This window comes from Chryseobacterium sp. 6424 (assembly GCF_003692615.1).
Taxonomy (GTDB): Bacteria; Bacteroidota; Bacteroidia; order Flavobacteriales; family Weeksellaceae; genus Kaistella.
Map to the genome: position 1 here is coordinate 2,332,570 of NZ_CP023540.1, position 14,311 is coordinate 2,346,880.

A 14,311-nucleotide genomic window follows, 5' to 3' on the forward strand; every position below is an offset into this window, starting at 1 on the left:
TTTTTGGTGTCGCATGAACGGCAAAAACGATTCCGGAAAGTATCCGGAACCGTGAAAGTACTGGCAAATGTAAGGTTTATTTCGAAAACCACTGCCAATCAACCAATTATTAAAAGCTAAATTATTAGCGGAACAATTACGAAAAGTAAAATATAATATGAGATGTTATAAAAATAAGTTAAAATAAAACAGCAATATTTAGCTGGCACCGAATTTGAAAACCGAACCTCATCATTCAAAAAATTTAAAAATGAAAGAACTGATCAAAGAAAACCGTTTTTACGGATATGGGAAAATTGCCCGTGTGCTGGGAGCCTTACTTTTAATCTTCTCATTCGCTACACTGATATCCTGCGACCGCGACGACGACCCCTCGGATAACGACTTTTTTGCAGGGACGTATAGAGGAACGTTAACTTTTGCCGAGGGCACCAAAGAGGTGAATACAAGTAACGGGAGCGTCTTCGTAACGAAAATTGGCAGTGCTACGAAATATAATTTCCGATTCTCGGACGGAATCCCGGATATTAACGGGCTTGAGTTTCAAAAAGAAGGCGACAATACAATGACGATGGTAGGTTCTACAGGTGCATCCTACATCAGAATCACCAATAATAACCTGACGGTGCTCTATAGCCACAACGGAAAGACATGGACTGCAAACGCCACCAGATAAGCCTAATCAATGCTAGATAAAAAAATGACTGCCTCCTTTTTACGTGAGGCAGTTTTTTGTATTTCAGCAAAATACATCCGCAATAGAAAAGGCTTTTGGTTAGTTTTAACATTAATCCTTTCGGTGTTAGGTTATAGGAACGACGCTAAGGAAATCTAGAAATACAGCGGTATTATACTCGCAATTTTCTTGCTAAGCCTGGCGGCAGGCTATCGCTTTCAGTTTTAACCATTATTTGTCCTAAAATCTGCTAAATTTGCCTTATGATACAATTCATCAAGAAAAAAATTGCCTTTGCCTGGGCAAAAAAACACGTACGGGAAACCGAGAAATTCAAGACAAATGCAGTTGAAGACCAACAACGCTTATTGCTGTCACTCGTGAAAAATGCGGAGAAGACCCTATTCGGCCGTGAGCATCACTTTGAGGAGATTAACACCGTTCAGACCTTCCAGCGAAACGTACAGATCACTGATTATGAGGACATAAAGCCTTATATTGAAAAAATAAAAAAAGGACAGCGAAATATCCTGTGGACTGGCACACCCGAATATTTTGCAAAAACATCCGGCACAACATCCGGCTCCAAATACATCCCGATTTCTAAGGAAGGAATGCCTTACCAAATCGCTGCCGCGCAAAGCGCGATCTTTCATTACATCCAGCAGAAAAACAATGCGGATTTTGTGGCCGGTAAAATGATTTTCCTACAGGGTAGCCCCGAACTTGAAGAGATAAACGGCATTAAGACCGGCAGACTCTCGGGCATTGTCGCACATCACATCCCTAATTATCTTCAGAAAAACCGCTTGCCAAGCCTTAAAACCAATTTAATTGAAGACTGGGAAACCAAGGTGGATGAAATCGTAAAAGAAACCGAGAAGCAGAACATGACATTGATCTCAGGGATACCACCGTGGCTCATCATGTACTTTGAAAAACTGATCGAGCGCAACAGTAAGAAAATCACCGAATTATTCCCAAATCTGCAACTCATCATTACTGGCGGCGTCAATTTCGAGCCTTACCGCGAGAAGATGAACGAACTTTTGGGAAAGCCTGTCGATACTATACAAACGTTTCCGGCGAGTGAGGGCTTTTTTGCGTTTCAGGATGATTATACAAAAGACGGCCTATTACTTTTAACCAATCACGGTATTTTTTATGAGTTTGTCCCGCTAGAAGAATTTGGGAAGCCAAACGCACGCAGACTTACTCTGAAGGACATCGAACTTCAAAAGGATTACGCTTTGATCTTAACCACTAATTCGGGGCTTTGGGCTTATTCTATCGGTGACGTGGTTCGGTTCATCTCTAAAGCGCCTTACCGGGTGTTGGTTTCGGGACGTACCAAACATTACACCTCGGCATTTGGCGAACACGTGATTGCCTTTGAAGTAGAAGAGGCAATGAAAGCGACCGTGGAAAAGTACCCGGCACAAATTACAGAATTTCATCTGGCACCACAGGTAAATCCCGCAGAGGGCCTGCCTTACCATGAATGGTTCATTGAGTTTGAAAAAGAGCCTGAAGACCTGGCAAAATTCAGTGAGAATCTTGATAAGGAAATGCGGCAGCGCAACACATACTATGATGATTTGATTGCAGGAAACATCCTAAAACCTCTGGTTATAAGCAGATTACAGAAAAACACCTTCCATGAGTATGCAAAATCGGAGGGTAAATTAGGCGGACAAAACAAAATCCCACGTTTGGCAAATGACAGGAAAATTGGTAATTTTCTTACAAATTTTGTAGTAAAGTATTAAATCTATACATTTACTGAAACTAATTAACCTTTTAGCCATGAAACATCTTTATTTGTTAGGGACGGTTTTTGCGCTGTCCTTAGCCCACGCTCAAACGGGGAATTTCTACAAAAACCCCAAGTTAGTCAGTAATTTGCCGTATGAAACTACCGCAAAAGCCGATGTAATATTTCAGCAATTTCCTATCTATTCTGACAATATTATATCTACCGCCGACCAAGGAAATAATTTAGTTATTGCAGCAGATGATTTCCAACTCAGCGAAAGAACAAAGATTGACAAATTTATCTTCTTTGTAGAACAGTATGATGGTAATTTAACCAATCTTTTTTTAGGCAGCAGACTCTATATTTTTGAGGACAACAACGGATTTCCCTCAGCAACACCTAGTAATGCCGGAAATGCAGTAGCTGTCATCAATATTGTTAATAATCCTGCTGCATCCAGTATTTCAACGACCGGAAGTCCCACAGTCTTTGAAATTACAGTTAACATCTCTACAGCATTAGGCTCTGATTTATTTCTTGAGGCTGACAAACGATATTGGGTAGCCTTTGCACCACGTGTAAACTTCTCCACGCCAATTGGGACGGACTTGGATGAAGTTTCCTACTGGATTAATGGGAATGGTCAATATGCAGTTCCGGTGGTGATAGATGAAGCCAATCTAAGCGGTTCAGGATTTACAAACTGGACTACGATTGAATCCATTTGGGGAGAACCTTTTGAAGGTCTCGCTTTTAGAATTACCGGTGAAACTGCGCTTGGCACAAAAGACGTTTATTCTAATCTAAAAAAGGTATCCGTTTACCCGAACCCGGCCACAAACGTGATTAACTTAAAACCCAACAGCAAACAGACAATCACGAAAACACAAATTTTCGATATGAACGGAAAATTGGTGTTAAGCACTGCAGACAGTTCGATTAACATAGAAAAACTTCCGAAAGCAGTGTATCTCGTCAAAGTATTTTCCGGAAACGAACTCATCGAAACTACAAAAATTATTAAAAGATAATCCTCATTGCATTTCTAAAGTCTGCTTCGGCAGGCTTTTTTTATGACAAAAAATTTAATTTGAAACTGATTTTAAACCCACCACGGAGGCAATCAGCGTGAATACAAAAAACATTCGCCAGAACGTAGCAGGCTCGTTGAAGATAAAGATACCGGCCACTACACCACCTACCGCCCCAATGCCAGTCCACACGGCATAGGCAGTCCCCACAGGGATCGGGCTGCTGCCAACCGAAATAGCTTTGTAGAGCAGGAACATACTCATAAAAAGCGACAGCGCGAAACCACACCACCAAAAGTAACTTTCTCGGCCTGTAGTTTCCTGCGCCTTACCGAGACACGTGGCAAAGGCAGTCTCGAATAAACCGCCCAAGATGAGTAATATCCAGTTCATGATTCAAAGATAATTCTTTTCACAGATACTGAAAAATATCATGCGAGCCAAGCCATATTCTAGATTTCAAAATCTACATTTGCTCCATGATTTCACTACAGCCATTACAAACTTTGAAAATCCCAGAATTCAGAAACCTGATGACGGGGCGTTTCTTTCTGGTCCTCTCTTTCCGAATGCTGGCTACCCTTATGGGTTGGTGGATCTACCAGTTAACCAAAGACCCTTTTGCTATCGGATTGATTGGCTTGTCGGAGGTGATCCCGGCAGTATCCACCGCACTGTACGCAGGCCATGTCATCGATAATACTGAGAAGAAAAAACTGTTGCTGATTTGTAATTATATGTATGTCTTCCTCATTGGTCTTTTAGTAATCCCGGCATTCTTCGGGCACCGGCTGCTGCATCTCAGTAACTTGCAGATCTCATATTTCATCTATGCCATCATATTTTTCACCGGTTTTTGCCGCGCATTTCTGGGACCCATCATCCCGTCCATGATTCCTAAGATCGTCACCCGCGAAACACTACCAAACGCTGTTACCATCAACCAAGCCACTTTCCTTACTGCTTCAGTATGCGGACACGCGCTGGGCGGATTTCTCATTCACTGGTTTGGTATTCCCGGCACCATCGTAGCGGTTATTGGCGTAATGATCTTTGCCTCCCTATTCTTTTGGACGCTGAACCGCCACCCTTCAGAAATCATTTCACGCGAAACGGGCGTCGTACAAAGCATGCGCGAAGGAATTTCTTACATCTATAAAACCAAGGAAATCCTGGGCGCTTTATGCCTTGACATGTTTGCGGTGCTGTTTGGCGGCGCCGTAGCCATGATACCGGTCTTTGCGACAGATATCCTCAAAGTCGGCTCCGAGGGTTTTGGCCTGCTCAATGCCGCTTCAGACATCGGTGCCATGTGTATCATCGCGTTCCTGGCATTTGTCCCTTTAAAGAAAAACCAAGGCAAGATCCTGTTATTGGCAGTTGCTGGCTTTGGCCTGTGCATCATCGCGTTCGGCTTCTCGTCTTGGTATTGGGTTTCCTTCGTGTTTTTAATGCTCAGTGGGATGCTCGATGGGATTTCGGTAGTCATCCGCGGCACCATCGTACAGCTGAAAACCCCCGATCACCTGCGTGGTAGAGTACTGAGCGTAAACTCCATCTTCATAATGTCGAGCAATGAAATGGGCCAGTTCGAGAGTGGTCTTGCGGCCAAACTGCTTGGGCCAGTACGTTCCGTTATATTCGGTGGCAGCATGACGGTTCTCATCGCACTTTTGGTGGCCACTACCAACCCAAAACTCCGCAGAATGCACTATTGATTTAGGAGCATCTAGGGACATATCTTTTTGCAGGGCCGGACCGGCTTTACGTTACAATCTTTGTTGTAGGGCCGCCTCTGCGAGGCGGCCCTACAACAAAGGATTTCCACTGCAATCCGGGCTATAACAACCAACCGAAGCATTATCACGGCATACAGAGTTATTAACATAATAACTATTTATCAATCAAACGAGTAAGCAATTTCAGCACGCGATTGTTGGTTATTAAATTCCATGAAATTTTAAAAACACCTATCTTTGCCCTATGACACAGAAGGACACTTTATCATCACTGATTCATGGGAATTTTGCCCGGGAACTTTCTATTTCCGATGGTAAAATGCCACCTAATGCAGTAGATTTCGAGAAACTGGTGATCGGGACCTTCCTGATTGACAAAAAAGGACTTGATTATTCAATCGACCTGCTTACCGCAGAGGTTTTTTACGACCCGCGCCATCAGGAGATCTTCCGTGCTATCCTCAAACTGTATGAAGGCAACCATCCTGTGGACCTAATGACAGTAATACAGGAACTCAAGAAAACCGAGAAACTAAGTTTCGCAGGGGGCGATCATTATATTATTGATCTTACCATGGGCGTATCATCCAGCGCGCATATCGAGTATCACGTACGTGTCATCCTCGAAAAATATATTTTACGTAGCCTAATAAATGTTTCAGCCAACGTTATCGACAGTTCTTATAAAGAATCTACGGATGTTTTCGAACTTCTCGACAAAGCGGAACAGTCTTTCTTTGAAATCACCAACGGAACTATTAAAAAAGGGTTCGACAGTGCCAACACACTTGTAAAACAAGCCATTGAAACCATAAAATCCCTTAAGGATAAGGAAGGGATTTCCGGTGTACCCTCGGGCTTCCGTGATATTGATAAAGAAACCGGTGGCTGGCAAAACTCCGACCTCATCATTATTGCTGCGCGCCCGGCGATGGGTAAAACCGCCTTCCTGCTGTCCATGGCCAGGAACATTGCAGTACAGCACCAGATTCCGCTGGCTTTATTTTCACTCGAAATGGCTTCGGTACAGCTAATCACCCGTATGATCGCTTCAGAAACGGGTATTTCTTCAGAGAAACTCCGGAAAGGCCAGATGAGCGATGAAGAATGGCAGCGCCTGTTCTCTAATGTTTCCGCGCTAGAGAATGCTCCGCTTTATATTGATGAAACGCCATCACTCTCCGTATTCGACTTTCGGGCGAAATGTCGCCGACTGGTGATGCAGCATGGCGTGAAAATCATCATGGTGGATTACCTACAGCTGATGACGGCAAATTCTGGTAAAGGAGGCGGAAACCGCGAGCAGGAAATCGCCACCATTTCCCGTTCCCTAAAAGCCATCGCAAAAGAACTTAACGTACCGGTGATTGCGCTGTCGCAGCTTTCGCGAAGTGTGGAGACGCGCCCAGGCAAACGCCCGCAACTCTCTGACCTGCGGGAATCTGGTGCGATCGAGCAGGATGCCGACATTGTATCTTTTATCTTCCGTCCCGAGTATTATAAAATCACCACCTGGGACAACGATGAGGATGGTGCGGAAACTTCCACCGAAAACCAGGCAGAGCTGATTATCGCAAAACACCGTAACGGTGCTACCGCAGATGTACGGATGTCGTTCTTTAAAAATATCGCAAAATTTGCCGACCTCGATCTGTATGGCAATGGTTATGAGATGCCAAATTTTGCACAGACTGACACGCCAGGCGGCTTCGAAAAGATAAAAGCGACAATTGATCCCGGTGCGGCCTTCGACCTGCCTACCAACCAGCATCTTTCCGGCTCGTCCATGAATGACCTGGATGACGATGACGATTTCGAATTCTAACACATGAGTTTACGGATTGACATTTATACCGACGGGGCCTGCAGCGGCAATCCGGGTAAGGGCGGCTACGGCATTGTGATGAAAGTCCCCGAGAAAAACTACGAGCGGCGATTCTCCAAAGGGTTTCGACTTACCACGAATAACCGTATGGAGCTGCTGGCCGTCATCGTCGCGTTGGAAAAACTGAAGTCCCCGGACAATGACATCCATGTATTTACCGATAGCAAATATGTGGTTGACGCTATTACTCAGAAATGGATCTATGGTTGGGTTCGCAAAGGATTTAAAAATGTAAAAAACCCTGATCTTTGGCAGCGTATGATCCCATTACTCAAACTTCACCAGCCTACGTTCCATTGGGTGAAAGGGCACGCCGGCCATCTGGAGAATGAAATCTGCGACCAGCTCGCCGTGAAAGCCGCACAGTCTGCACAACTTGACACTGATGTATATTTTGAGAACCTGAAAAACGGGAAACTTTTTGGTGAGAACGGCGCACAGTAACAACCGTGTTTAAAACTTACTTTTCCTATCTTTGTTTGATGAACTACCTGGAAGCACTTCAAAAAAGATATTCAGTAAAAAAATTCGACAGCACTAAAAAGGTGGACAGCGAAGTCCTGACAAGGATTCTACAGGCAGGGAAACTCTCTGCCAGCTCACTGGGCCTGCAACCATACCGCCTTCTGATTATCGAAAGCACTGAAATGAAACAGAAACTCATTTCCGCGTATCATAACCCTTCGCAAATCTCCACCTGTTCGCATCTTGTTGTCCTCATCTCTAAAAAAAACATTGATGAAAGATATGTGGACGGGTATTTCCGGCACATCTCTGAAGTCCGGGAGGTAGGGATAGAAAGCCTTTCCCTTTTCCGAAAAAACATTGATGGCTATACGCAAAACCCCAATCAGCAAGCCATTGAAAGCTGGGCCGAAAAGCAAAGCTATATCGTGCTTGGCAATCTGATGTTTGCCGCGGCGCTGGAGCAAGTAGATACCTGCCCGATGGAAGGCTTCAAAAAGAAAGAAATCGAAGAAATATTAGAAATAGATACTGATAAAGAAGGCGTTACCGTAACACTGGCCCTGGGATACCGCGCAGAAGACGATGCTTTTCAGCACCTGAAAAAAGTACGCAAGCCAGAGGAAAAACTATTTAAGTTTATTTGATTATGATTAAAGCAGACGTACTGGTTATCGGTTCCGGAATTTCGGGACTTTCTTATGCCATAAAAATTTCAGAAAAAGATCCCGCTGCCAAAATCATCATCGTTACAAAATCGGATGAAGATGAAAGCAACACCAAATACGCACAGGGCGGCCTGGCGGTGGTGACGGACTTCGATAAAGACGACTTCCAGAAACATATTGATGATACCATGCGCGCCGGCGATGGCGAAAACAAACTTGAAGTCGTAGAAATGGTGATTACGGAAGGGCCAGCACGTTTCCAAGAATTGGTAGATTGGGGAACCCGTTTCGATACCGAAAAAGACGGCGATTTCAAACTCGGCCGTGAGGGCGGACACACCGAGAACCGCATTGTCCATCATAAAGACATTACCGGTGCCGAGATCGAGCGTGCCCTGCTGGAAACTGTGCGCAAGATGCCCCAGATTGAGATCCTCGATCATCATTACGTCATTGACCTCATTACGCAGCATCACGTCCCCGGAAAACAATTAAATACCGAAGACATCCATTGTTACGGCGCCTATATCCTGGATGAGGACCATAAGAAAATAAAGAAAATCACCGCAAAAATCACCTTGGTGGCTACAGGTGGCGCAGGCCATGTATATAAAAACACCACCAACCCGGTGATTGCCACCGGCGATGGCATTGCCTTTGTGCACCGTGCGCGTGGCAAGGTATCCAACATGCAGTATTATCAGTTCCACCCAACCGCGCTATACTCCAAGCGAGATGGCATGTTGTTCCTGATTTCCGAAGCGGTACGCGGCGACGGGGCAAAACTGCGGACTAAAAACGGTGAGAAATTCATGCATAAATACGATGAACGAGAGGAACTGGCTTCCCGGGACATCGTAGCACGCGCCATTGACAATGAACTGAAAATTTCTGGTGATGAATATGTCGGACTCGACTGTCGGGAGATGGATCAGCAAAAGTTCCGTGAGCATTTCCCAAATATCTACCAAAAATGCCTCGATGAGGGTATTGACCCATTTAAACAGCTGATTCCGGTGGTGCCTGCATGCCATTATCTGATGGGCGGGATTGAGACTGACATGAACGGGCAAAGCTCTATCAAAAACCTGTTCGCGGTGGGCGAATGTACCAATTCCGGCCTTCACGGGGCCAATCGCCTTGCTTCAAACTCATTACTGGAAGGACTGGTTTTTGGACACAACGCGGCGATAAAGACCGTAGAACTTTTAAGCATAAACGACTTTAATTTCGATGATTTGAAAGCCGTGCCGGAATGGAATGAAGAAGGCATGAAAATGATGGACGAAATGGTACTTGTTTCTTATCTTCGGCGGCAGCTACAGGAAATGATGAGCGATTTGGTGAGCATCGTACGTAGTGACAAACGCCTGAAACTGGCACAAAAAAAACAACGCGAAATCTATGAAGCTGTGACGGAACTCTACAATTATTCCGTGCTTTCACCACAACTATCAGAACTCCGCAATCTGGTGAACGTTTCTTATTTGATTATTAAGCATTCGCTTGAAATGAAAGAAAACAAAGGCGCATTTTTCAATAAAGACCTGCAGTGACATGAGTTTTTCCCCCATTATTTCGGCCAAGGAACTATCAGCCATCCTCTTTCAGGAAAATCTTATCCTTATTGACGCTGGTAGCGGGACACTTGCTTATGAAAGATATCTGAAAGAACATATTGCCAGTGCCATTTATGTAGATTTGAACGAGGATTTAGCGGCAGTGCCTGAAGATGCGAGTGAAGGCGGGCGACATCCTTTACCTTCACCAAAACAATTCGCAGCGCTTCTGCAGCGTTTAGGCATATCCGAAAAGTCGCGTATTATCGTGTACGATGACAAAAACGGCTCGAACGCGGCAGCCCGATTCTGGTGGATGGTACGTGCTGCGGGGTTGCGGCAGATACAGGTTTTGGATGGCGGACTGCAAGCAGCAAAAGAAGCGCAATTGCCGATTACAGACACCATCACGACTCCACAAAAAACCGAACTGATTGATTTCGCCACATGGCAACTGTCCACAGCGGATCTTCAGCTGATGACACAATTTAGTCCTGATAACCAATCACTTATCATCGACGTACGCGAACCCGAACGTTACCGTGGGATATCAGAGCCTATTGACCTTATAGCGGGCCACATCCCTGGCGCCATCAATATCCCTTTCAAAGACAACCTTCAGCAAGACGGTACATTTAAAAACCCGGGGCAACTCCGCGTTATGTATGAGCCAATCCTAGCTTCCACACCTTCCGAAAAAGCAGTGGTACACTGCGGATCCGGCGTTACGGCCTGCCATACGCTACTAGCGATAGATTATGCTGGGCTGCCGCTTCCGAAACTTTATGTAGGTTCCTGGAGCGAGTGGAGCCGAAACGACTTACCCATCACTACCGACCTACCTCATTAATACCTTTAAATCATCATATGAAACGACCTGCATACGTTACCGACAAAGCCTTGAAACATTTCATCAAGAATGCGCTTGAAGAAGATATACACGAAGGGGACCACACGACATTGGCCACCATCCCCGAAGACCTGGAACAGAAAGCCAAGCTTTTAGTGAAAGAAGACTGCATCCTGGCCGGTGTAGAACTGGCAGAAATCATCTTCAACCATTTTGATAAAAACCTGAAGACCGAGATTTTTCTTAAAGATGGGCAAACAGCTAAAAAAGGCGATGTTGCCTTTCACGTAAGCGGCAGCGCGCGCTCCATTCTATCCACCGAAAGACTTGTATTGAACTGTATGCAGCGCATGAGCGGCATCGCTACCATGACACATGAGTGGGACGCGCGCTTGCTGGGAACCAAAACCCGGCTGTTAGACACCCGCAAGACGACACCAAACTTCAGGATGTGTGAAAAATGGGCCGTGGCCATCGGTGGTGGCACCAATCACAGATATGGTTTGTACGATATGATAATGTTGAAAGATAATCACATTGATTATAACGGCAGCATTACGAATGCGGTGAAAATGGCCAAAGAGTACATTAAAGCCAACAAAAAGAAGCTGAAAATAGAAGTTGAAACACGAAACCTGCAGGAAGTGGAGGAAGCTCTGGAATCAGGTGCTGATCGTATTATGCTGGATAATATGGATAGCCAGACCATGAAAAAAGCAGTAAAACTGATTGGCGGTAAATGCGAGAGTGAAGCTTCAGGCGGAATCACGCGCGACATGTTGAAAGAAGTTGCTGCTACAGGTGTTGATTTTATATCTGCTGGCGCTTTAACCCACTCTGCAGCGAATATTGACCTCAGTCTTAAGGCGGTAAAACAATTGTCAAATTAATGGTTTTATAGGAATTATTACACATAGTACGCAAAGAATAATATATTTTAAAAACATACAGAGTGAAAATTTAAGACGCTGTATCCCTGTTGGATACAGCGTTTTTTAACAAAATTTTAAAATATAACACATTCGTAATAAAAGTTCCAATTTTTTTAACGATTTTTGCGCCATAAAATCTAATTTAAATTTTTAATAAAAAAAGATGAATTTCAAACCTTTGAAGAAATCAATGCTAACAGTGGTAATAACACTGTCAACAGCGAGTGTTTATTATGCACAGACCGCGCAGGATACTGTAAGCAGAGAAAAAGACATTGAACAAGTTGTTTTAACAGGCGTTGCCGACATTGCAAAAGACAGAAAAACACCAGTTGCTGTTTCAACTATTAAAGAAGCACAGATTGTGGACAAACTTGGAAATCAAGAATTTCCAGAAATTCTTAATACCACTCCTTCTGTTTATGCTACAAAAAGCGGAGGTGGTTTTGGAGATTCTAGAATAAATGTAAGAGGTTTTGATCAAAGAAATACCGCAGTAATGATTAATGGGGTGCCAGTAAACGATATGGAAACAGGTGCAGTTTACTGGTCAAATTGGGCAGGACTTTCGGATGTGACATCTGCAATGCAGGTTCAAAGAGGACTAGGCTCTTCTAAACTGGCTATTGCGTCTGTGGGTGGTACAATTAACGTTCTTACCAGAGCTGCAGACAAAAAAAGGCAAGGAAATGTAACTCTAGGTGTTGGAAATGACGGCTATCACAAAACACTATTTTCTTACAATACTGGTAAAAGCGAATCAGGCTGGGCTACTTCATTTTTAATGAGTCGAACAGCAGGTTCTATGTACGCTGATGGAACTGAATTTGAAGGTTATAATTATTATTTAGCCGTAGGATACAGTCCTTCTGAAAAACATGATTTACAATTTACCATAACAGGAGCACCACAGTGGCACCATCAAAGATCTTTTCAATCTACAATTTTCGACCACATAAAATATGGTGGTACGGAGGACGAACCAAATAGAAAATATAACCAAAATTGGGGTTGGCTAAATGGTGAAGAATATTCGATGACCCGCAATTATTACCATAAACCAGTGATGTCTTTAAACTGGGATTGGAAAATAACTGATGTAACTATCCTAAATACTGCAGCTTATGCTTCGTTTGGAAGAGGTGGTGGCACAGGAGATGCGGGTAGAATCAATGGTAAATTTTATAACCAATTACCAAGAACTGCGGAAGGACTTGTAAGATTTGATGATATCGTTAGGTGGAATCAAGGGAACGCTGTACCAGATTTTGGGGCAGTAAACAAAACGCCTTACCTAGCAAACAGCAGTAACGGTATCATTAGAAGATCATCCATCAATTCACATAACTGGTTAGGTATCATTACAAGTTTAAATCATAAATTCAACGACAACCTAAGTGCAACTATTGGTTTTGACGGAAGAACTTATGAAGGTATCCACTATAGAATCGCGACTGATTTCTTAGGAAACAATTCTTACACGGATAATAGTAACATTAATAACAGACCAAATATTATTACCAATACTTTTGCTGCCAACCCAGACTGGAATCCTTTTGGAGGTAAAACCAATGATATTAAGGACCAGTTGGCTTATAGTAATGATGGTATTGTAAATTGGCTTGGTGGTTTTGGTCAACTCGAGTATACGAATGATGCTTTATCAGTTTTTGTACAAGGGTCGATTTCTAATCAGAATTTTCAGCGAATAGATTATATGTTGTATGCTCCAGACCAGCAAGAGAGTGAAAAAGTAGATCTAGTTGGCTTTAATGTAAAAGGTGGAGCTAATTATAACATTAATGAAAATCACAACATATTTGTTAATGGTGGATATTATGAGCGCCAACCTAACTTCGGTGCAGTCTATTTAAACAACAGAAATGATGTAAACCCTTCACTAACCAATGAAAAAGTAACCTCATTTGAGTTAGGTTATGGTTTCAGATCAAGCGTTTTCAATGCTAACATTAACCTTTATAATACTTCTTGGGATGATATCTACAGAAGACTCACAACAAGAGGAAAGCTTAATGGCGTAGACGTAACCGGAGTTGCGAACGTTTTAGGGATAAAAGAAATTCACAGAGGTATTGAACTTGACTTTAATGTCAAACCTATTCAGACACTAACCATTAATGGAATGTTTTCTTTAGGTGATTGGTTCTTTGAAGGAAGTCCAACAGCATCTTTTGTTGAAGATCAAACTAATACGGTAATACAAGAAGGAACTCTTGCACTTGATGGCCTAAAAGTGGGAGATGCTGCCCAACTTACTGCGGCTTTAGGCGCTGATGTTAAAATAACTGATTGGTTAAACTTTGATGCACAATACCGATATGCAGACAAACTTTATTCCGCTTTCGAACCTTCTTCACGCCTAGTAACCGTTGCTAAACCTAATCCTGCAGACCCTGCGGTAGAACTTCCATCTTTTGGATTGCTTGATCTGGGTGCAGGTGCAAAATGGAGTCTTAACAGCACTCAATCGTTAAAACTCAGAATAAATGTAAACAACGTATTTGATAAAGTTTATATAGCTGAATCCAGAACAAATAAAGCAGCCGATGCTAATACAGCTAATAACTGGAATGGGATTAATAAAGCAAATGAAGTATTCTTCGGATTCGGAAGAACATGGAATGCATCAATATCTTTTATGTTCTAAAAACTAATAATCAATCCCAATAATAGTCGGGATTATGTATTTAGAAAAAATTGATATCTGGAATCTGTGATAAATGCTCACA

General features: G+C 43.3%; 12 protein-coding genes. 11 read left to right on the top strand and 1 reads right to left on the bottom strand.

Going from position 1 to position 14,311, the window contains the following annotated elements:
• The first annotated feature begins 250 nt into the window (after positions 1–250).
• From CO230_RS10920 to CO230_RS10930, 3 genes are all read left to right on the top strand, one after another.
• The gene (locus tag CO230_RS10920; protein WP_228438142.1) at positions 251–676 is read left to right on the top strand and encodes a hypothetical protein; all 426 of its coding nucleotides are present in this window, start codon (positions 251–253) and stop codon (positions 674–676) included.
• Positions 677–939: 263 nt separating this feature from the next.
• Positions 940–2,445 (top strand): GH3 auxin-responsive promoter family protein, encoded by a 1,506-nt coding sequence (locus tag CO230_RS10925; protein ID WP_122028624.1) that lies wholly within the window; start codon positions 940–942, stop codon positions 2,443–2,445.
• A 37-nt stretch (positions 2,446–2,482) separates the two neighbouring features.
• Complete coding sequence (locus CO230_RS10930; protein WP_122028625.1) at positions 2,483–3,463, top strand: T9SS type A sorting domain-containing protein; 981 nt, start codon at positions 2,483–2,485, stop codon at positions 3,461–3,463.
• Between the two features lie 54 nt (positions 3,464–3,517).
• Here CO230_RS10930 and CO230_RS10935 read toward each other — a convergent pair whose 3' ends face one another.
• Complete coding sequence (locus CO230_RS10935; RefSeq protein WP_122028626.1) at positions 3,518–3,856, bottom strand: DMT family transporter; 339 nt, start codon at positions 3,854–3,856, stop codon at positions 3,518–3,520.
• An 86-nt stretch (positions 3,857–3,942) separates the two neighbouring features.
• On the opposite strand from CO230_RS10935, the gene CO230_RS10940 reads away from it, so the two are divergent.
• From CO230_RS10940 to CO230_RS10975, 8 genes are all read left to right on the top strand, one after another.
• A complete protein-coding gene (locus CO230_RS10940; RefSeq protein WP_122028627.1) occupies positions 3,943–5,181 on the top strand; it encodes an MFS transporter in 1,239 nt (412 codons plus the stop codon).
• 265 nt (positions 5,182–5,446) lie between these two features.
• Entirely contained in the window at positions 5,447–7,027 is a 1,581-nt protein-coding gene (dnaB, locus tag CO230_RS10945; RefSeq protein ID WP_122028628.1) for a replicative DNA helicase, read from the top strand.
• Positions 7,028–7,030: 3 nt separating this feature from the next.
• On the top strand, positions 7,031–7,531 hold the full coding sequence (rnhA, locus tag CO230_RS10950) for a ribonuclease HI (protein WP_122028629.1): 501 nt from the start codon (positions 7,031–7,033) through the stop codon (positions 7,529–7,531).
• A 38-nt stretch (positions 7,532–7,569) separates the two neighbouring features.
• Positions 7,570–8,199: an NAD(P)H-dependent oxidoreductase gene (locus CO230_RS10955; RefSeq protein WP_122028630.1), complete on the top strand. Its 630-nt coding sequence runs from the start codon at positions 7,570–7,572 to the stop codon at positions 8,197–8,199.
• 2 nt (positions 8,200–8,201) lie between these two features.
• Positions 8,202–9,776 (top strand): L-aspartate oxidase, encoded by a 1,575-nt coding sequence (gene nadB, locus CO230_RS10960; protein ID WP_122028631.1) that lies wholly within the window; start codon positions 8,202–8,204, stop codon positions 9,774–9,776.
• Between the two features lies 1 nt (position 9,777).
• Positions 9,778–10,629 carry a sulfurtransferase gene (locus CO230_RS10965; protein WP_122028632.1) on the top strand — a complete coding sequence of 284 codons (852 nt, stop codon included), beginning with the start codon at positions 9,778–9,780 and terminating at the stop codon, positions 10,627–10,629.
• Positions 10,630–10,646: 17 nt separating this feature from the next.
• Positions 10,647–11,519 carry a carboxylating nicotinate-nucleotide diphosphorylase gene (gene nadC, locus CO230_RS10970; protein WP_122028633.1) on the top strand — a complete coding sequence of 291 codons (873 nt, stop codon included), beginning with the start codon at positions 10,647–10,649 and terminating at the stop codon, positions 11,517–11,519.
• Positions 11,520–11,724: 205 nt separating this feature from the next.
• The gene (locus tag CO230_RS10975) at positions 11,725–14,229 is read left to right on the top strand and encodes a TonB-dependent receptor (RefSeq protein WP_122028634.1); all 2,505 of its coding nucleotides are present in this window, start codon (positions 11,725–11,727) and stop codon (positions 14,227–14,229) included.
• Positions 14,230–14,311 lie beyond the last annotated feature (82 nt).

Excerpts from the sequence above, each read along its gene's own strand:
- CO230_RS10920 (WP_228438142.1), top strand. The coding sequence starts at position 251 with ATGAAAGAACTGATCAAAGAAAACCGTTTTTACGGATATGGGAAAATT.
- dnaB (WP_122028628.1), top strand. The coding sequence starts at position 5,447 with ATGACACAGAAGGACACTTTATCATCACTGATTCATGGGAATTTTGCC.
- CO230_RS10935 (WP_122028626.1), bottom strand. The coding sequence starts at position 3,856 with ATGAACTGGATATTACTCATCTTGGGCGGTTTATTCGAGACTGCCTTT.
- CO230_RS10965 (WP_122028632.1), top strand. The coding sequence starts at position 9,778 with ATGAGTTTTTCCCCCATTATTTCGGCCAAGGAACTATCAGCCATCCTC.
- CO230_RS10975 (WP_122028634.1), top strand. The coding sequence starts at position 11,725 with ATGAATTTCAAACCTTTGAAGAAATCAATGCTAACAGTGGTAATAACA.
- CO230_RS10925 (WP_122028624.1), top strand. The coding sequence starts at position 940 with ATGATACAATTCATCAAGAAAAAAATTGCCTTTGCCTGGGCAAAAAAA.
- CO230_RS10955 (WP_122028630.1), top strand. The coding sequence starts at position 7,570 with ATGAACTACCTGGAAGCACTTCAAAAAAGATATTCAGTAAAAAAATTC.
- CO230_RS10930 (WP_122028625.1), top strand. The coding sequence starts at position 2,483 with ATGAAACATCTTTATTTGTTAGGGACGGTTTTTGCGCTGTCCTTAGCC.
- nadB (WP_122028631.1), top strand. The coding sequence starts at position 8,202 with ATGATTAAAGCAGACGTACTGGTTATCGGTTCCGGAATTTCGGGACTT.
- nadC (WP_122028633.1), top strand. The coding sequence starts at position 10,647 with ATGAAACGACCTGCATACGTTACCGACAAAGCCTTGAAACATTTCATC.
- rnhA (WP_122028629.1), top strand. The coding sequence starts at position 7,031 with ATGAGTTTACGGATTGACATTTATACCGACGGGGCCTGCAGCGGCAAT.
- CO230_RS10940 (WP_122028627.1), top strand. The coding sequence starts at position 3,943 with ATGATTTCACTACAGCCATTACAAACTTTGAAAATCCCAGAATTCAGA.